The organism is Actinokineospora sp. NPDC004072 (assembly GCF_053604195.1).
The window spans coordinates 128576-147727 of record NZ_JBSGHB010000004.1; the positions used below are offsets into that span (position 1 = coordinate 128576).

Annotated in this window: 14 protein-coding genes; 6 read left to right on the forward strand and 8 right to left on the reverse strand. The window is 74.2% G+C overall.

The window, feature by feature from the left end; translation table 11 throughout:
- Positions 1-46: 46 nt before the first annotated feature.
- Entirely contained in the window at positions 47-706 is a 660-nt protein-coding gene (locus ACWEPX_RS07705) for a hypothetical protein (protein ID WP_451896297.1), read from the forward strand.
- Here the strand turns inward: ACWEPX_RS07705 and ACWEPX_RS07710 are convergent.
- The 3 genes from ACWEPX_RS07710 to ACWEPX_RS07720 are packed head-to-tail and all read right to left on the reverse strand — an operon-like array spanning position 677 to position 4289.
- Positions 677-2155, reverse strand: coding sequence for a lipopolysaccharide biosynthesis protein (locus ACWEPX_RS07710; RefSeq protein WP_451896298.1), 1479 nt, complete (start codon positions 2153-2155; stop codon positions 677-679). The two genes, ACWEPX_RS07705 and ACWEPX_RS07710, sit on opposite strands and share 30 nt — an antisense overlap.
- Positions 2152-3132, reverse strand: coding sequence for a hypothetical protein (locus ACWEPX_RS07715; RefSeq protein WP_451896299.1), 981 nt, complete (start codon positions 3130-3132; stop codon positions 2152-2154). Before ACWEPX_RS07715 ends, ACWEPX_RS07710 begins: the two co-directional genes overlap by 4 nt.
- Complete coding sequence (locus tag ACWEPX_RS07720) at positions 3129-4289, reverse strand: glycosyltransferase (protein WP_451896300.1); 1161 nt, start codon at positions 4287-4289, stop codon at positions 3129-3131. The genes ACWEPX_RS07715 and ACWEPX_RS07720 overlap by 4 nt, the downstream gene beginning before the upstream one ends.
- Positions 4290-4401: 112 nt before the next feature.
- On the opposite strand from ACWEPX_RS07720, the gene ACWEPX_RS07725 reads away from it, so the two are divergent.
- Genes ACWEPX_RS07725 through ACWEPX_RS07735 form a run of 3 tightly spaced genes read left to right on the forward strand, consistent with a single transcriptional unit; the run spans position 4402 to position 7606 of the window.
- Positions 4402-5493: a DegT/DnrJ/EryC1/StrS family aminotransferase gene (locus tag ACWEPX_RS07725; RefSeq protein WP_451896301.1), complete on the forward strand. Its 1092-nt coding sequence runs from the start codon at positions 4402-4404 to the stop codon at positions 5491-5493.
- Positions 5494-5495: 2 nt separating this feature from the next.
- Entirely contained in the window at positions 5496-6467 is a 972-nt protein-coding gene (locus ACWEPX_RS07730; protein ID WP_451896302.1) for a Gfo/Idh/MocA family protein, read from the forward strand.
- Positions 6468-6472: 5 nt separating this feature from the next.
- Positions 6473-7606, forward strand: coding sequence for a glycosyltransferase family 4 protein (locus ACWEPX_RS07735; protein WP_451896303.1), 1134 nt, complete (start codon positions 6473-6475; stop codon positions 7604-7606).
- Here ACWEPX_RS07735 and wecB read toward each other — a convergent pair.
- Both wecB and ACWEPX_RS07745 read right to left on the reverse strand, forming a co-directional pair.
- On the reverse strand, positions 7603-8658 hold the full coding sequence (gene wecB, locus ACWEPX_RS07740) for a non-hydrolyzing UDP-N-acetylglucosamine 2-epimerase (RefSeq protein WP_451896304.1): 1056 nt from the start codon (positions 8656-8658) through the stop codon (positions 7603-7605). The two genes, ACWEPX_RS07735 and wecB, sit on opposite strands and share 4 nt — an antisense overlap.
- Before the next feature lie 32 nt (positions 8659-8690).
- On the reverse strand, positions 8691-10685 hold the full coding sequence (locus ACWEPX_RS07745; RefSeq protein ID WP_451896305.1) for a DUF6541 family protein: 1995 nt from the start codon (positions 10683-10685) through the stop codon (positions 8691-8693).
- A gap of 108 nt (positions 10686-10793) precedes the next feature.
- Here ACWEPX_RS07745 and ACWEPX_RS07750 point away from each other — a divergent pair, with 108 nt between their 5' ends.
- Positions 10794-11693 carry a phosphotransferase gene (locus tag ACWEPX_RS07750; protein ID WP_451896306.1) on the forward strand — a complete coding sequence of 300 codons (900 nt, stop codon included), beginning with the start codon at positions 10794-10796 and terminating at the stop codon, positions 11691-11693.
- Here the strand turns inward: ACWEPX_RS07750 and ACWEPX_RS07755 are convergent.
- Positions 11665-12384: an inositol monophosphatase family protein gene (locus tag ACWEPX_RS07755; protein WP_451896307.1), complete on the reverse strand. Its 720-nt coding sequence runs from the start codon at positions 12382-12384 to the stop codon at positions 11665-11667. The genes ACWEPX_RS07750 and ACWEPX_RS07755 overlap by 29 nt on opposite strands.
- A gap of 81 nt (positions 12385-12465) precedes the next feature.
- Between ACWEPX_RS07755 and ACWEPX_RS07760 the strand changes: the two genes are divergently transcribed.
- The gene (locus ACWEPX_RS07760) at positions 12466-13167 is read left to right on the forward strand and encodes a hypothetical protein (protein ID WP_451896308.1); all 702 of its coding nucleotides are present in this window, start codon (positions 12466-12468) and stop codon (positions 13165-13167) included.
- 58 nt (positions 13168-13225) lie between these two features.
- Here ACWEPX_RS07760 and phoU read toward each other — a convergent pair whose 3' ends face one another.
- Positions 13226-13891: a phosphate signaling complex protein PhoU gene (gene phoU, locus ACWEPX_RS07765; protein WP_451896309.1), complete on the reverse strand. Its 666-nt coding sequence runs from the start codon at positions 13889-13891 to the stop codon at positions 13226-13228.
- Between the two features lie 73 nt (positions 13892-13964).
- On the reverse strand, positions 13965-19028 hold the full coding sequence (locus ACWEPX_RS07770; RefSeq protein ID WP_451896310.1) for an LCP family glycopolymer transferase: 5064 nt from the start codon (positions 19026-19028) through the stop codon (positions 13965-13967).
- Between the last annotated feature and the right edge of the window lie 124 nt (positions 19029-19152).

The window sequence follows — 19152 nt, forward strand, 5'->3', positions numbered from 1 at the left end:
CGGACGGTCCCGAGGGGGTCGGGACCGCCGAAATAAGGTGCACGGCGTGAAAATCCGATCGATGGTGGGCAAGGTCGCCCAGACCGAACCCGCGCTGCGCCTGCGGCAGCGCATGTTCAAGGGCAGCGCCGACTACTGGGAGGAGCGCTACGCCAAGGGCGGCACGTCCGGCTCGGGCTCCTACGGCAGGCAGGCGCAGTGGAAGGCCGACATCGTCAACCGCTGGGTCGCCGAACTCGGCATCACCTCGGTCATCGACCTCGGCTGCGGCGACGGCAACCAGCTCAGCCTGGCCAAGTACCCCCGCTACCTCGGCCTTGACCGCTCGGCCACCGCGATCAAGCTCTGCATCGACCGCTTCGCCGACGACCCCACCAAGAGCTTCCTGCGCTACGACCCGATCACCCTCGCCGACCCGGCGGGCTGGCTGCGCGCCGACCTGGCGATCTCCCTCGAAGTGATCTTCCACCTGGTGGAGGACGAGGTCTTCGAGGACTACATGTTCCGCCTCTTCGACAGCGCCGAGCGCTACGTCGTCATCTGCTGCAACGACCGCGACGGCGGCGAGCTCGGCCCGACCGAGCGGCACCGCGACTTCAAGAAGTGGATCTCCGACGCCCGTCCGGACTGGGTGCTCGAGCAGCGGGTCGACCCGCCCGCGGACGTCCGGCTGATCTCATCCTTCTTCCTCTACCGGCTTCGCTGAGCGGCGCGGGCGCAAGGTGGCGAACGTCCGCCGGTTCAGCGCCCACCAGCCCGCGAGGAAGCCGACGGCGAGCACCGGGTCCAGCAGCACCGGCAGGTCGGCGACGCGCTGCAGGACGGCCAGCGCGCCGAGCACGACCAGCGCGACGGCCACCTTGCCGAACACCGCGCCCCACCGGTGGCCCCCGACCCGCCATGCGGTGATCACCGGGATCGCGCCGACCACCGTCGTGCCGCAGAGGTAGCCGACCGCCACCCCCATGATCCCCATGCGGGACGCGATCACCAGCCAGACCAGCGCGCCGACCACCATGCCGACGACGCTGGCCAGCATGGTGACCCGCATCCCGCGTTGCGACCGCGTGGTCAGGGAGTTGACGCTGCCGACGGCGAGGTTCGTGGCGAGCACGGCCAGCACGAGGACCGGCAGGATGTCGCGCGCGGGGGCGTACTCCGGGCGCCAGACGACCTCGACCAGCAGCCTGCTGCCGATGATGATCGCCCCGAAGATCGCCACCATGACCACGGCGAGCGACCGGGTGGCCTGGTCGGTCTGGGCGTGGAAGGCGGCCTTGTCCCCGCGGCCCCACGCCTCGGCCATCGACGGCAGCAGGACCAGGCTCAGCGACGCGGCGAGCATGGACGCGGGGGTGGCCAGGCCGAGCGCCGATGCGTAGATGCCGCCCTGCTCCGGCCCGCCGACGAGCACCGCCGCGATCTGGGAGAACTGCAGGAACCCGGTGCTGGCCAGCGTGCCCACCGCGCCCAGCGCGACGAACCGGTCCAGCTCCCGGCGACGGTCCTTCGGAAGCGGGCCGCCGCCGGCGTAGGGCCACCCGGCCAGGGTGTAGAGGCCGTAGGCGAACACCAGCGGCAGCACCAGCGCCGGGCCGCGGACCCCCGCGAACAGCAGCGCGACCAGCCCGACCAGCCCGACGACCACGCTGGCGACATCCCACATCGTCGCCCGCGGCACCTGCCCGGCGCCGAACTGGACCCCGCGGGTGAAGGCGTAGCCGGAGTAGGCGATGGTCAGCGCGCCGACGCTGAGCGCGCCGGTCCAGGTGCCGCCGACGACCAGGACCCAGCTCGGCAGGCTCAGCAGGCCCAGCAGCACGGCCGTGGTCAGCGCGCGGGACCGCAGGTGCGCGGCGACTCCGCGCAGCTGCGCGGTGTCCTGGGCGCCCCGGGCCTGCGCGAGGAACTTCGACGCCGCCGCGCCGGTCGTGGTCGGCCAGAACAGCGACAGGATCGTCGCCGTCGCGATGGCCGCGCCGAAGATGCCGAGGTCGGACTGGCCCGCGATGTGCCCGACCAGGACCGCGGTGACGAACCGCAGCACGCCCTGGGCGAACAGCCCCGCAGTGCTGAAGACGCTGCCGCGGGCCACGGAGGTGCGGACCGGGTCGTCGAGCCGGACCGGCCGGAGCATCCGGGCCAGCGCGCTCACCGACGCGCCGCCAGCACGTCCCGGTAGACCCCGCTGACCGTGTCGACCGCACCCCCGATGCCGTGGTGGGCCCGCAGCCACTCCCGCGCGGCTGCGGGGTCGTGCCGCTGGCTGCCGTCGAGCAGCGCGGTGACCGCGGCCAGCGCGTCGGCGGGGCTGCCGCCGAGCACCGGGGGCGGCGCGTCGGCGTACAGCGGCAGCGGGATCGAGAGGACGACCGGCGCGCCCGCGGCCAGCGCCTCCAGCTCGCTGGCGGCGAGGATGCCCGCCGACTGGCCGACCACGACGCGCGCGCCCGCCAGCATCCGCAGGTAGTCGGCGTGGTCCCCGCGCGGCACCATGGTCACGCCGCGGGCGGCGGCGTCGGCGGCCTGCGGCCCCCAGTCCAGGCCGACCACCTCCGCGCGCCCGCGCAGCGCGGCGACGAGGTCCGCGGCGAGGTCCAGCTGCGCCTGCCCGCCCTTGTCCGGGCCCCAGCGCGAGGCGAACACGACGCGGGGCGGTCCCGCGGGCTCCCACTCGGGCACGGCGTCGACGTCGATGGGCACCGGCAGGTAGACCGCGTCCGCGCGGTGCGGGAGGACGTGCTCGGCTAGATCGGGCGTGGAGTAGAAGACGGCTTCGGCCTCCACCAGCCCCGCCCGGATGCCTGCCCCGCGCGGGCCGTACTGCGCGGTGCGGACGTCGGTGCCGTGGCAGTGCACGAGGTAGCGGGGCGCGCCGAGCCGGGAGTGCGCCAGCGTGGACGCCGAGTGCACGTGGACGATGTCGTGGCGGCGGGCCAGCAGGCGCAGCCGGGCCACCCACGCCGCGCCGATGGCCGCCCGCCGGACCTGGCCACCGACGCCCCGCCACTCCTGGGTGGGCGCGGCCTTGGGCAGGAAGTGCCAGTCCTCCCCGCGCCTGCCCGCCTCCGCGATCAGCCGCCGCGCGGTGAACGCGGCGTCGTTGACGTGCAGGACGGAGGGCCCGGTCACGCGGTCCTCGCGAGCAGGTCGCCGACGATGGTGCGCAGGGTGGCGGCGTCCTCGGCGGAGTTGAGCACCTTGGCGGCGGTGTGGACGTTCTGCTTGTACCGGCGGACCTGCTCGGGGTCGAGCGCGGCGAGGGTCTCCCGCATGGCCTGCGCCGAGGCGTCGGGGGCGATGGCGCCCAGCTCGTGCTCGGTGATCAGGCGGTCGGTCTCGGGGGCGGAGCCGAACACCACCGCGATGCGGGCCTGCACGAAGTCGAAGATCTTGTTCGGCAGCATGTAGAGGTGGTTCGGGGTGAGCGGGGGCAGGCTGTAGATGCCCACGTCGTACTGGTTGAGCGTGCTGGGCACCTCGGTCGAGGGGACCGGCGGGTGCAGCGTGATGCGCGGGTCGCCGCCGATGAGGGCGCGCAGCTGGCCGAGGTACTTGCCGCCGTCGCGGCCGGGGACCAGGTAGAGGTCGAGGGTGTAGGTGTCGTCGAGCCCGCGCACGGCCTCGATCAGCGCCTCCAGGTTGCGGCCGGGGACCGCGCCGCCGCTGTGCACCAGCCGGATCCGGTCGTCGGCGACGGGCGTCGGCGACAGCTCCCGGTAGGCCGCGGCGTTGCGCACGATCTGCGGCCGCACCCCGAACCGCTGCCGGTACAGCTCGGCGATGGAGTCGTTGACCGTGGTCACCGCGGTCATCTTCGACAGGTACTTGGCGCACTGGTGGGTCATGAACGGCTTGACCAGCAGCCGCCACGACCGGACGTGCGACCGCTCCTCCGGCGCCCACTCGTGCATGTCGGCCACGACCGGCGCGCCCTGGGCGACCTCGTGGCCCAGCGCCATCGCCCGGGCCTCGTTGGCCACGACGACGTCGAAGCGGCGGCCCCGCAGCAGCTCGCGGGCCGCCTTCACCGCGGGGGCCTGGAATTCCACGGCGTCGAACCGGTGCAGCGCGAGCATCGCCACGCCCATCGGCGTCTGCGGGAGCGAGGGCAGGTCGGCGTCGACGGCCAGGTGCTCGGTGGCGGCGGCGGGCTTGTCGCCGAACCCGACCGTGGTGACCGCGCCGAGCTCGGCGAGCACGTCCAGCTGGCGAAGCACCCGCGAGTCGCTGGTGATGTCCGAGAAGGAGATGCAGAGGATGCGGGCGCGATTCGCGTCGTTCGCCATGGTCGGGCAGTGTAACGGCGGTCCGCCGACCACCCGCGACCCCGGCAGGGCGCGGGACGGGCTGGGTTCTAAGGTGGGGCGACCGGTCCCCGACCCCGCATCGAGGCGAGACGTGAGCAAGGACTTCATCCCCGCGGCCAGGCCGATCATCGGCGACGAGGAGCGGGCGGCGGTCGACGCGGTGCTGCGCTCCGGCATGCTCGCCCAGGGCGCCGAGGTCGCGGCGTTCGAGCAGGAGTTCAGCCAGGTCCTGCTGGACGGCCGGGCGGCCGTCGCGGTGAACTCCGGCACCGCGGGCCTGCACCTGGGCCTGCTGGCCGCGGGCGTCGGCCCCGGCGACGAGGTGATCGTGCCGTCGTTCACCTTCGCCGCCACCGCCAACTCGGTCGCGCTGACCGGCGCCACGCCGGTGTTCGCCGACATCGAGCTGGACCACTACTGCCTGTCCCCCGAGCACGTCGAGTCCCTGGTGACCGAGCGGACCAAGGGGATCATGCCGGTGCACCTCTACGGGCACCCGGCGAACATGCCCGCGCTGGCCGCGATCGCCGAGAAGCACGGCATCGCGCTGTACGAGGACGCCGCGCAGGCGCACGGGGCGAGCCTGGGCGGGCAGCGCGTCGGCACGTTCGGCACCTTTGCGATGTTCAGCCTCTACCCGACGAAGAACATGACCTCCGGCGAGGGCGGCATGGTCTCCACCGGCGACGCCGGTGTCGAGCGGACCCTGCGGCTGCTGCGCAACCAGGGCATGGAGCGCCAGTACGAGAACGAGATCGTCGGCTTCAACGCCCGGATGACCAACCTGCACGCCGCCATCGGCCGCGTCCAGCTGACCAAGGTCGGCGGGTGGACGCAGGCCCGGCAGGCCAACGCCGCCTACTTCGACCGCCACCTCACCGGCGTCGGGGTGCCCGCGGTCGCCGAGGGCGCGGTGCACGTCTACCACCAGTACACGATCACGGTGCCCGAGGACCGCGACGGCTTCGTCAAGGCGCTCAAGGACGAGCACCAGATCGGCTCGGGCGTCTACTACCCGATCCCCAACCACCGGCTGCCCTCGTTCAACCGGACCGAGGACCTGCCGAACACCGAGAAGGCGGCGGCCGCGGTGGTGTCGCTGCCGGTGCACCCGTCCCTGGACGACGAGGACCGCGAGCGCATCGTGACCGCGGTGAACACCCTGGCGAAGGCGGGTGCGTGAGCATGGCTGAGCTGCGAGTGGGCCTGATCGGCCTGGGCATGATGGGCCGCCACCACGCCCGCGTGGTGCGCGAGGTGGACGGGCTGTCGCTGGTGGCCGTGGCCGACGCCCACGGCGACCCGCACGGCGTCGCGCAGGGCCTGCCGGTGCTGCAGGGCGTCGCCGAGCTGATCGACGCGGGCATCGACATGGCCGTCTGCGCCGTGCCGACCGGCATGCACGAGGAGGTCGGCCTGGCGCTGGCCGAGGCCGGGGTGCACACGCTGATCGAGAAGCCGATCGCGCACAGCGTCGAGGCGGGCACCAAGCTGGTCGAGGCGTTCGCCGCCAACGGGGTCATCGGCGCGGTCGGGCACATCGAGCGCTACAACCCGGCGCTGCAGTCGCTGCGCGAGCGGATCGCCAACGGCGACCTCGGCGAGGTCTACCAGATCGCCACCCGCCGCCAGGGCCCGTTCCCGGCCCGCATCGCCGACGTCGGCGTGGTCAAGGACCTCGCCACCCACGACATCGACCTGACCGCGTGGCTGGCGCAGTCGGAGTACACCCACGTCAGCGCCCAGGTCGCGCTGCGCTCCGGGCGCGCGCACGAGGACATGGTGGCCGCGACCGGGCGCCTGGCCAACGGCACGATCACCAACCACCTGGTCAACTGGCTGTCCCCGATGAAGGAGCGGCTGACCGTGGTGACGGGGGAGAAGGGCGCGTTCGTCGCCGACACCCTCACCGCCGACCTCACCTTCTACGCCAACGGCGTGGTCACCACCGAGTGGGACTCCGTGGCCAACTTCCGCGGCGTCTCCGAGGGCGACATGACCCGCTACGCCATCCAGAAGCGCGAGCCCCTGCGCACCGAGCACGAGAAGTTCCGGGATGCGGTGCTCGGCAAGTCGCAGGACATCGTGACGCTGCAGGAGGGGCTGAACACCCTGCGGACGGCCGAGAAGTTCCTGTCGACCGCGGCGTCGGTGTAGCAGGCATGAAGGTCGTCCTGGCCACCCGCCTCTTCGCCCCCGAGGTCGCGGCGGCGGCGTTCCGCCTCAAGGCGCTCGCCGACGGGTTCGCCGCCGCGGGCCACCAGGTCACCATCCTGACGACGACACCGCCGAAGACGGCGGCGCCGCAGCGCTTCACCGACTACGACGTGCGGCGCTGGCCGGTGCTGCGCGACTCCGGCGGCAACGTCCGCGGGTACGTCCAGTACGCCAGCTTCGACGGCCCGCTGGCCGTGCGCCTGCTGCTGGCCTCCGCGGACGTGGTGGTCTGCGAGCCGCCGCCGACCACCGGGGTTGTCACCGCGCTGGCCTGCCTGCTCAAGCGCAAGCCCTACTACTACTACGCCGCCGACATCTGGTCGGACGCGCTGGTCGCCATCGGCGCACACAAGGCGGTCGCCGGGTTCATGCGGACGCTGGAGCGGTTCGCGCTGCGCCGCGCCCGCGGGGTGATCGCGGTGTCCGACGGGGTGGCCGAGCGGGTGCGCGAGCTCGGGGTGCCCGCCGACCGGGTCCGGGTGGTGCCCAACGGCATCGACACCGCGACGTTCCGGCCGGTCGAGGTCGCCACCGAGGAGAAGTACTTCGTCTACACCGGAACGATGTCGGAGTGGCAGGGCTCGGATGTCTTCGTCCGCGCCATGCCGCTGGTGCTGGCCAAGCACCCCGACGCGAAGCTGCGGTTCTTCGGGCAGGGCACGGCGGAGAAGGCGCTGCGCGCGCTGGCGGCCGAGCTGGCCCCCGGCAGCGTGCACTTCGGCGGCGTGGTGCCACCCGCCGAGGCCGCGCGCTGGATCAGCGGGGCCGCGGGCGCCCTGGCCAGCATCGTGCCCGGCCAGGGCTACGACTTCGCCAAGCCGACCAAGATCTACGCGGCAGCGGCCTGCGGGACGCCGATGCTGTTCGCGGGCGTCGGCGCCAGCGCGGAGCTGATCCGGGACAACCGGCTGGGCCTGGTCGCCGACTACGACCCGCAGGCCGTGGCCGAGCAGATGATCGCCCTGCTGGACGGCCACCCGTTCGACCCCGGCCACCTGGTGGGCTGGGTGGGCGCGAACGCCTCCCTGGCGACCACGGGGCGGGTCGCCGCCGCGTGGGTCGCCGAGGACCTGGCCTAGCGCTCCAGCAGCGCGCGGACCGCGTTGTCGGCGGCGTTCCCGGTGCCGTAGGGGGCGGCGTCGGTGTCGGCGGGGCGCGCGCGCTCCACGATCCCGGCCAGCGCGTCGAAGTCGGCGTCGACCAGGACGTTCCAGCCCAGCTCGACGGTCTCCACCCACTCGGTCTCCGGCCGCAGCGTCGTGCACGGCACGCGCAGCAGGAACGCCTCCTTCTGCAGGCCGCCGGAGTCGGTGATGACGCCCGCGCTGTTGGCCACCGCGTTGACCAGCTGCGGGTAGCCGACCGGCGCGGAGACGGTGATCGACCCGGCGGCCAGCTCGATGCCGTGCCGCTCGGCCAGGGCGCGCAGGCGCGGGTGCGCCAGCAGCACGACCGGCTTGCCGACCTTGGCGATGCCGTCGATGATCGCGCGCAGCCGGGCGGGGTCGTCGGTGTTGTCCGGGCGGTGGATGGTCGCCACGTAGTAGCCGCCGCGCTCGACCGGGGCCGACAGCTCCAGCGGGGCGCCGTCGACCTGGTCGCGGACCTGGTAGAGCACGTCGGTCATCACGTCGCCGACGAGCACGCTGCGCTCGGCGAGCCCCTCGGTGGCCAGGTGGTCCATGGCGACCTGGGTGGGCGCGAGCAGCAGGTCCGCGGCGTGGTCGGTGAGCACGCGGTTGTGCTCCTCGGGCATCCGCCGGTTGAACGAGCGCAGCCCGGCCTCCAGGTGCGCGACCCGCACGTGCAGCTTCACCGCGGCCACGGCGGCGGCGAGGGTGGAGTTGGTGTCGCCGTAGACCAGCACCCAGTCGGGCGCGGTGTCCTCGATGATCTTCTCCAGGCCCGCCAGCATCGCGCCGGTCTGCTCGCCGTGCTTGCCCGAGCCGACGCCGAGGTTGAAGTCCGGGTGCGGGATGCCGAGGTCGGCGAAGAAGGCGTCGCTCATGTTGTGGTCGTAGTGCTGCCCGGTGTGGGCGATGAGGTGCTCCGCCTGGCCCGCCATCGCCCGCGCGATGGGGGCGAGCTTGACGAACTGCGGACGCGCGCCGACGACGCTCAGGACTCGCATGGCGGGGATCCTATCGGCGCGCCCGCCCGCCCTCAGCCCTGCCCGTCGCAGGCGGTGATCCGGTACAGCACGGCCCCGCCCTGCCGGTCGACCTCGGTGAGGCCGGGGTTCGACGCGACGGTCAGGAGGCCGGGGAAGACCGTGGGCCAGTCCCAGAAGACCCGGCCGTCGAAGTCCAGGACGTAGTAGGCGTCGGTCTCGCGCACCAGGTCGCACACGCCCGGGTCGGAGCCCAGGCGGCCCAGGCCGTCCATCAGCTCGCGCGCCTGCGGCGGGATGCTGTTCTCGGCCAGGTGCGGGGTGAGGGTCCGCCTGCCGCTGAACGCATACGACAGCGCGGTGCCGGTCCACGGGTTGCCGATGATCTTCGCGTCCGCGGGGACGTGCTCGTCGAGCCTGCTCAGCAGGGCGCGCTCGTCGTCGCTGAGCAGGGGGGCCTCGCCCTCGGGCTGGTAGTCGGGCGCGCCGAAGGCCACGGTGTAGTTGACGGAGCTGTACTGGCCGACCACGCCCACCACGGCGGCGACCACGAACGCGACGGCGGCCGCCGCGGGCGTGGACTCCCGGGTGAACTTCAGGCTCGCCAGGCGGGGGTGGCGCTCGGTCAGCGCGTCGCGGGTGCGCAGGAACAGCCAGGTGGCCGAGATCGTGCACACCACGACGGCGATCAGCGGCACCAGCGCGGCCAGCCGGAAGGAGTCGTTGTACCAAACCCCGGTGATGAAGTCGCGCAACCGGGGATGCCGCACCGCGGAGACCACGACGAACAGCCCGGCAGCGATCAGGTACACCCCGAGCACCCACTGGCTGAACTGCCTGCGCATCACCAGGCCGACGGCGACCAGCGTCAGGACGAAGGCGATCCACGACGGGCCGCCGTTCATCAGCCCGCCGGTCAGCACCTGCCCGATGGCCTGCGGGATCGTCTGGATCGGTTGCCACGACGAGGCTTCCGGGGTCGGGCGCACCCGCACCCACACCGCCAGCCCGGCGAGCAGGTAGCCGACCAGCAGCGCCACCAGGGCCCAGTAGCGGCCCGCGCCCGCGCGCCCGGCGAGGATCCGCCGGTACCGGACCACCGCCACCACGAAGATCGGCAGCACGAACAGCAGCAGGGTCAGGAAGGTGCTCGGGTGGGCCATCGCGATGCCGGGGGTGACCGCGAGGAAGAGCAGGCTGGCCAGCCAGCGCGGCGTGCCGTTGCGCTCGCCGACGCCGGTCGCCATCGCCACCAGGCCGAGCGCGACCGGCAGCAGGGCCAGCGACAGGAAGTACGGGTACAGCACCCCGAAGTCGACCATCAGGTACGGGAACGCGCCGAACACCGCCGACAGCGCGCCCGCGAACAGCACCGGCACCGGCCGGGTCCCGGTGACTCGGGTGGCCAGGAAGATCGCCGAGATCGGCCAGACCACCGCGCCGACGACGACGGTCACGGCGTTGATCGCCGCGGGGATCGACACCCCGGAGGTCTGCGCCACCAGGGCGACCAGGTCGTGCCACGCGGCCGGGTAGGGCGACGGCCGCGCGCCGCCGCTGTACATCCCGCCCAGGGTCAGCGATGAGCCCGACCCGGAGTCGAGGATGTAGCGGATGGCGTTGAGGTGGAAGACGTTGTCGTAGGTCTGGGAGAAGTTCTCCGGCCCGCCGATCATCCTGGTCAGGCCGCGGGTGAGGAGGGCGGCGGGGATGAGCAGGGCGCCGAGGTGGGCCAGCAGGGTCCAGCGGGAGCGCGGGGAGCGGCGGATGCGGCCCTGGATGCCCAGGGCCCTCGGGGTGGCCTTGCGCAGGATGAGGCCGATGGCGGCGATGAGGACCGCGGGGACGACGACGTGCAGGACGTTCCAGCGCAGGCCGAGGAAGGGGGCGGCGACGGCGCTGACGGCGACCAGGCTGATCGAGACCGGCGCGGCCGTGCCGACGGCCACCAGGCCGGTGACGGCCCAGCAGCGCACGATCAGGTAACCGGGCAGGAAGACGATGGCCGCGGTCAACAGCAGCGCTGGGACCAACTGCCACCAACTCATCGGTTTGCTCCTCGGCGGACGCGCACGGGCGGTCGCAGACTAGCAACGGAAACCGCGGCCCCTGGGGCGGGACCTCGCGTAACGTGCCGGCGACGACTGGGGGTGCCGGTGATCGACTGGACGGACCGCGGCTGGCGGGCGCAAGCCGTGGCGTGGATGGACGAGGCGCTCGCCCGTCGCGGAGCCGTGCGGGTGGGGGAGGTCGAGCAGCCGCGGGTGCGGCCGTGGGCGACGGTGCTGACCGCGCCGACGAGCGCGGGGCGGGTGTGGCTGAAGGCTTCCGGGGAGCGCACGGCGTTCGAGGCGGGGCTCTACCTGCTGCTGCGCGAGGTCGCGCCGGAGTGGGTGCTGGAGCCGCTGGCGGCCGATCCCGCGCGCGGCTGGGTGCTGCTGCCCGACGGCGGGCCGCCGCTGGGGGACGTCTCGGGCCTCGGTTCCGCCTTGGTCGCGTACGCGCGGTTGCAGCGGCGGCTCATGCCGCACGTCGACCGGATGCTGTCCGCCGGGGTCGCCGACATGCGCCCCGCGGTCCTGCCCGACCGGTTGGCCGAGGCGGTCGCGGTGGTGGGCGGTGACCTGCCAGCCGAGTTCGCCGACGGCACGGCGGCGCGGCTGGTCGCCGACTGGGCCTGCGAATTGGCCGCGTCCGCGTTGCCCGCGTCGCTGGACCACAACGACCTGCACCCGCAGAACGTGCTGTCCGGCCCCCGGTTCTACGACTGGGGCGACAGCGTGGTGGCCCACCCGTTCGCCGCCGCGATGCTCCCGCTCGACGTGATCGGGCAGGCGCTCGGCGAGGCGGCCGCCGCGGCGGCAGGTGAGCGGTACCTGGCCGAGTTCGCCGACTTCGGCCCCGCCGACCGGCTGCGGCGGGAACTGGTGCTGGCCCGCCGGTTGGGGATCGTCGCCCGCACGCTCACCTGGGCGCGGGCCGCGGGGACGGCCGACGAGTACGCCGACGCGCCCCGGCTGACCCTGCTCAGCCTGCTCGCCGAGCCCAGGCCGTGAGCAGCGGCTCGGCCAGCTCCGGGCGGCAGACCAGCAGGTCGGGCAGGTACGGGTGGGGCTGGTTGTAGCGCAGCGGCGAGCCGTCGACGCGGGAGGCGTGCAGCCCCGCGGCCACCGCGACGCCGACCGGCGCCGCGGAGTCCCACTCCCACTGGCCGCCCGCGTGCAGGTAGGCGTCGGCGTCGCCGCGCAGCACGGCCATCGCCTTCACCCCCGCCGAGCCCATCGGCACCAGCTGCGCGCCGAGTTCGCCCGCCACGGCGGCGATGCCGTCCGGCGGGCGGTGGGCGCTGACCGCGATCCGCAGATCCGTGCGGGTGGGCCGGATCGCGGGCTCGCCAGCGGTGTGGATGCGGTCGGGGAGGGCGACGGCCGCGGCGGTGATCCCGGCCCCGCGCTGCCAGAGCGCGACGTGCACGGCCCACTCCGGCAGGCCCGCGGCGTACTCGCGGGTGCCGTCGAGCGGGTCGACGATCCAGACCCGGTCGGCCCGCGTGCGGGCGCGGTCGTCGGCGGATTCCTCGGAGAGCACGGCATCTGCGGGGCGCAGGTCGGCCAGCATGCCCAGGATCGCGGCGTTGGCCTCGGCGTCGCCGCGGGCGCCCAGGCCCGGCGGGCCGCCCGCGCGCAGGGCCGTGAGCAGGGCGGCCGCCCTGCCCGCCGTCATTCGCGCGACCGCGGCGTCATCCACGGGGTTGACCGTAATACGCTGGCGGAACCGGGCGTGCTCGCCCCGCGTCTACCCGTCGGACACCGACTTCAGGGGGCACCAATGGCGGACATCCAGTACCACTTCGGCACCGGCGAAGGCGACCCGAACGTCCACCACGGACAGACCAACCTGGACGTCGACGGCGACGGCACGGCCGACGCGATCGCCCTCGACTTCGACGGCGACGGCCGCTACGACGACGCCATGTGGGACTCCGACGGCGACGGCGTCGCCGACACCGCCCTCCTCGACCTCAACGACGACGGCACCCCCGAGTCCGCCTACCACGACCCGACCGGCGAGGGCACGTGGAACGCCAAGGGCCAGGCCCCCCAGCCCGAGGAGCCCACCCAGACGATGGACAACCCGGAGAGCGGGTACGAGAACCAGCCCCCGCCCGCGACCCCGGACGAGCCGACCGAGGGCCCCAACTCCCCCACCGAGACGCCGGATCCGACCGACGAGCCCGCGCAGGACGACACCGGCGCCGAGGACTCCTCGACCGGCCCCTCCCTCTCCGACTGGTACGACGACCTCAAACCCGCCGACGACGCAGGCGACACCCCCGAGTCCGAGCCCACCGAGTCCGACTCCGGGCCCGGCCCCGAGTCCGACTCCGATGCCACCGACGCCGACTCCGACCCCGCGGAGCCCGACGCGGGCCCGGCGCTGGAGGACTGGTTCTCCGACCTCGTGCCGATGGACGCCACGTCCGAGGACGCCCCCGCCGCCGACGACCCCTCCGGCCTGTCGGACTGGTAGCAGGCAAACGAAGAGGCGGAGCGGGGCAGCTGCCCCGCTCCGCCTCTTCGTTGCGCTGTCAGGGCTCCAGGTCGTCCGATGCGCCGGGCATGCGGCCGGTGACGACGAAGACGACGCGCTTGGCGACCGAGACGGCGTGGTCGGCGTAGCGCTCGTAGAAGCGGCCCAGCAGGGTCACGTCGACGGCCGCGGCGACGCCGTGCGGCCAGTCCTTGGCCATGATGACCGAGAACAGCCCACGGTGCAGGTCGTCCATCTCGTCGTCGGCGTCGTCGAGGGCGCGGGCGGCGGCGACGTCCTGGCTGCGGATCACCGCCTCGGTGCCGCGGGCCAGGCTGACGGCGATGCGGCCCATCTCGGCGAAGCTGTCGCGCACGCCGTCGGGCAGCACCGGGTTGGGGTGCCTGCGGCGGGCCGCCTTGGCCACGTGCAGCGCCAGGTCGCCCATCCGCTCCAGGCTCTCCGCGGCGTGGATGGCGGCCAGCACCGTGCGCAAGTCGGTCGCAACCGGGGCCTGCAGCGCCAGCAGCGAGTAGGCGTGCTCCTCGCAGGCCGAGCGCGCGTCGTCGATCTTCTCGTCGCCGCTGATCACCTGTTCGGCCAGCTGCAGGTCGGTCTCCAGCAGGGCGCGAGTGGCCAGTTCCATCGCATCGCCCACCATCGCGCACATCGCGGCGAGTCGGTCGGCCAGCTGTCCTAGTTCGTTCTGGTAAGCCTCGCGCATGCGCAAAGCCTAGACGCAAGTCGGGCGAACTCACCCATCGGCGAGTGAACGACGGGTGAACCCGAAACGAGCATCATGCACAGGTGACGTCGCCCGCGTTGATCGCCGAGAGGTCCCCGGGCAGCTTCTCCGGCTCCGGCTCGGTGACCTTCGCGGTGCCGGGCGCGACCACCTCGCCGTCGTACTCCGGGCCCACGACCAGCACCAGCGACTTGCCCACCGACGGGTCGGCCTTCAGGTGCACGCCGGGGATCGACGAGGCCAGCGTGCGCGCCGCGGCCTCGTTGCCCGTCCCGTAGTAGATGACGGTGTGCGGCACCTTCGGCGCCGCGCTGACCATGACGACCTGGTAGCCGTGCTCGGCCAGCTTCGCGCCGGTGTCGCGCGCGATCCCGCCCCTGGTGTTGCCGCCGTTGAGCACCTGGATCTTCAGCGTCTTCGGGTCGACCTGCTGCTGGCGGGCGCGCAGCGGGGAGGACTGCGGCAGCGCGCGCTGCTCGTCGTCGGCCTCCTGTGCGGGGGCCTCGCCGGGCAGCGGCTGGTTGTTGACGATCGCCCGGAACAGCGCCGCGTTGTCCTCCACGCGCAGCTCCTCGTTGCCGCGCTCGTTGGAGATGCCGACGGTGGGGACGGTCAGGAAGGTGACCCGCCCGGCCTCCAGGCCCTGCAGGGACTGGCCGAGGGAGATCAGCGACTCGACGGTGATGTTGTCGCCGAAGGTGGCGTTGGTGAACGCCTGGGTGAAGGCGGTCAGCTTGCCCGGGTCGAGCAGCACCTGCCCGGACATGGACTTGCGCAGCAGCGAGGACAGGAACCGCTGCTGGCGCTTGATCCGCCCGTAGTCGGAGGTCCCGTCGGTGGTCAGGTGCCGGGCGCGGACGAAGTCCAGCGCCTGGTCGCCGCGCAGCTCGACGGCCTTGCCCGCCTGCCGCACGATCCACTTCTTCATGTACGAGTCGTACATCGGCTTCTCGACGCAGACGGTCACGCCGTCTACGGCGTCGACCATCTCCTTGAAGCCGTGGAAGTCGATGCCGATGAAGCGGGTGATCCGCAGCCCGGACAGCTCCTGCACGACCTTCGTCGCGCACAGCGGGCCGCCGACCTGGTAGGCGGTGTTCAGCTTGGTGATCCGCACACCGGGGACGTTCTCGCCGGTGTACTCGTTGGTCTTGGGGTCGAAGCGCTCGCAGTCGGGCCGCTCGATCTCCAGGTCGCGCGGGAAGGACACGATCACGACCCGGCTGCGGTCGGCGGGCACGTGGGCGATCATCGTGGTGTCCGCCCGCGCGCCGGGCACCTGGTTGGCGTCGCCGACGCCCTCCTCGGCCTCGGCGCCCTCGCGCGAGTCCGAGCCGATCAGCAGGAAGTTCTCGTCCCCGCGCTGCCCCTCGGCGTCCTGGATGGCCGCGGAGTCCGGGTCCAGCGCGCGGACCTTGTCGATGTTGTCCCCGGTGTGCTTGAGGAACCCCCAGCCCACGCCGGTCGCGGTGAACACCGCGATCGCGGTCGTGCCCGCGAACACCCGGGCCAGCAGGCCGCGCTTCTTCGGCTTGGGCTTCTCCTCGGCGTCCGCGCTCGCCTCGCCGGGCTGCTTGGCCAGCTCCTCGAGCTGCTCCTCGAGCTCGTCGTCCTCGGCGTTCCACGGCAGCCTGCGCTTGGCCCGCTTGGCCCGCTCCTCGGCCTTGAGCTCGTCGTGCACCTTCGAGAACCGCGCCAGCGTCTGGTCGACCCGCCTGCGCTTCTGCGTGGCCTCGCCGATCGGCTCCATCTCGGTGGTCAGGCCGACGGCGTCGGCCGGGGAGACACCGGGGGGCGGGGTGAGGGCGACCTTCTGGGTCTCCTCGGGGTTGCCCGGGGAGACGGGCTGCTGACGCGGGATGCGCGGCTTCCCGCCACCGTCGAGGCGGTTGGCGATGTCGCCGTCGGCGGCCTCATCGGCCCCGGCCTGGCGACCGGGCTCGTCGGCGCCCGGGTGACGCGGGGCGTCGGGGCCGTCCGGGAAGGGGAGCGCGCCAGTGGGCTGCGGCCTGCGGCCGTCCGGGAACGCGCCGGTCGCCTGGGGACGGCCTGCGCGCTGGGGGGTGTCGGGGCCGTCCGGGAGGGGAAGGGCACCGGTCGGCTGCTGTCCCGGCTTCGGGCGGGGACCATCGGGCCCGTCCGCGAAGGCACCCGTCGGCTGGGGCTGGCCCGGCACCGGACGAGGACCGTCTGCGACGGCGCCCGACGGGTGGGGCTGGCCCGGCATCGGGAGCGGGCCGTCCAGGCCGTCCGCAAAGGCGCCCGGCGACTGGGGCGGACCCGGCATCGGACGGGGACCGTCCGGGCCGTCCGCAAAGGCGCCCGGCGGGTGGGGCTGGTCCGACACCGGGCGGGGACCGTCCGGGCCGTCTGCAAAAGCGCGCGGCGGCTGGGGCTGACCCGGCATGGGGCGGGGACCGTCCGGGCCGTCCACGAAGGCGCCCGACAGCCGGCCGGGACGCGGGGCATCCGGGACGGGAAGGGCGCCGGTCGGCTGCGGGCGGCCGGGACCGTCGGGGAAGGCGCCGGTCGGACGGGCCGGGTGCGGGTCGTCGAGGCCGTCTGCGTACGCACCGGACGGCTGGGGGCGGCCGGGACGAGGGGCGTCGGGCGTGGGGAAGGTGCCGGAGGGCTGCGGGGGGACACCGGGCCGGGGGCGGCCGTCCGGGTGGGGGAGGGCGCCGGTGGGCTGGGGGCGGGCAGCGTCGTGGCGCTCCGGCTGGGGCCGGCCGGGGCCCGGACGTGGGCCGTCCGGGCCGCCTGGGCGCTGGGGGGTGTCGAGCGGGAAGCGGTCGGCGGGTGCGACCGGATGCGGTGTGGGCGGCCGCCTGCGCGGCGCGTCGGCGTCGACGGGGAAGCGACCGGACTCCGCGCCCGGCATCGACGGCCCGCGCCCCGGCTCGGCGGGGAAGCGGCCGGATTCGGCCCCGGGCGCCGGGTCGACCGGGTACTGGCCGGTCGGCTGGCGACCGGGGGCGACGGGGTGCGGACCGGTCGGCTGGCGGCGGCCCGGGGGCACCTCGGCGAAGGCCGGGTCACCCTGCGGCGGCCTGGCCTTCGGCTGGCGACGGGCGGGCCGGGGGGCGTCGGGGAAGGCGGGGTCCTCGGGCTCGTCGATCGAGTAGCCAGGCTGCCTACGCCCACTCGGCTCATCGCCCGCGACGGGGTACTGACCGCTGGCCTGCCTGCGGCCAGCGGGCGCGTCATCCGCCCCGTAAGAACCGTGGCTGCGGTCCGCATCATCGGGGCCGTACGGACCAGAGGGCTGCCTACGGCCCGCGGGAACGTCATCGACAGGGAACTGACCGGTCGGCTGCCGACGACCACGGGGCGCGTCGTCGCCCCCGTGCTGGCTGGCTGGCTGCCTGCGGCCCGCAGGGGCCTCGTCGGCGTACTGATCGATCGGCTGCCTGTGACCCGCGGGCGCATCGTCATCCGGGAACTGGCCAGTCGGCTGCCTGTGACCCGCAGGCACATCATCGGCCGGGAACTGGCCAGTCGGCTGCCTGCGGCCAGCGGGCGCATCATCGGCTGCGAACGGGCCGGAGGGCTGTCGTCGGCCTGCGGGGGGCTCGGCTGCCGGGTACTGGTCGACCGGCTGCCGTCGGCCTGCGGGCGCGTCTTCGGCAGGGAACTGGCCGGTTGGCTGCCTGCGGGGTGCGTGGGGCTCGTCGGCGGCGAAGGGGGGACGGGGTGGGGCGTCGGGGGTGGCTGGGTGGGGGCCGGGCGTGTCTAAGTGAGGGGTCGGGTGCTGGCCGGTCGGCTGGCGGCGCGGGGTGTCGAAGGGCGCGTCGGCGGCGGGGAGCGGGGGGCGGCCGGTGGGGCGGGGGGCCGGGCGGGGGCGTTCCGGGCGGTCGACCGGGAAGTGCTGGTCGTCGGCGGCGGGAGCGGAGTGGTGGTCGCGCGGGAACGGCTCGGGGCGGGGGTAGTGCCTGCTGGGGCGGTCGTCCTCGGGGAGGTCGCCGGGGTGGGTGGGCTCGGGCAGGGCCCGACCGGGCCTGCGCGGCGGCTCGGCCGGGACGAACTGGTCGAAGTCGAGTCCGGCGTCAGCGGGTATTCGGTGCGCCCCCGTGGCCTGGCGGACGACGTCGGCGGGGATGGATGCGCGCTGCGGCCCACCCGGTTCGGCGGCCTGCTTGGGCGCGCGGCGCGCCCGGGGCTGCTCGACCCCGCCATCGCGCTGCTGCCTGCCTGCGGGCGGCGCGGCCTCCCGGTACCCGGACTCAACTCCGGCGTCGCCGAACCCAGCGGGCGCGTCCCGGAAATCCGGGTCAGCTCCAGCCCCCGCGGGCGCCCCTCGGAAACCCGAGTCAGCTCCACCGTCGCGGAACCCTGCGGGCGCCTCCCGGAAGCCGGAGTCAGCACCCCGTCGACCGGTAGACCCGGCAGCGCCTCGGCGACCCGGCGCTCCACCCTCGTAGCCCTCAGGCGCGGCCCCTCGGCGACCCGGCACCTCGTCGTCGTAACCCGCAGGCGCGGCAGCACCCCGGTGGCCCGGCGCCCCGTCGTCGTAGCCAGCGGGCGCAGCAGTACCCCGGTGACCGGGCGCCCCATCGTCATAGCCAGCGGGCGCGGTAGCACCGCGGTGGCCCGGCACTCCCTCGCCATAACCCGCGGGCGCGGCGGTGGCCGGGTAGCCCGACTCCGCGTCGCGGTAGCCCGCGGGCGCATCCGGGTAGCTGGGGTCGACGGCGTCGCGGTGGCCCGGCGGGGCTTCGCTGTAGGCGGGGTCGGGGTAGGCGGGGTCTTCGGCTCGGGCGCGGCGGGGGCGGCCGGGGGGTTGCTCGGGGGCGCGCCTGCGGCCGTGCTTGCCGGGTGGGGTCTCGGACTGCTCGGCGGCGGCGCGGCGGCCCTGCATCGCGGCGCCGAGGTCCTCCACCCCGCCGCGCTTGGGGCGGGGGGCCTCGGGGGCGGCGTGGCGGGACTCGTCGGCGCGGCGGCGGCCGGGGGCGGGCAGGTCGGCGCGCGAGGCGGAATGGCGTTCGACGAGGTCCGAGACGCTCACGCCGCCGTCGTCGTCGAGGGAGCGGCGTCTGCGGCGGGGCTGGTCGTCGGGGGCGCGGCGGCGGCCGCCTGGGCCGGAGGGGGCACCGTCGGCGTCGTAGTCGTCGGGCACCCGGGCTCCTTCCCTCTGGCCGTGGCTGGCGTTGCACGTTGGTTATCAACACGTTGCGTTGCCGCACTCGGTTGCTTACCCGATCGTGTCAGTGTCGCGGAGGCGATAGTACGGATGACCGCGA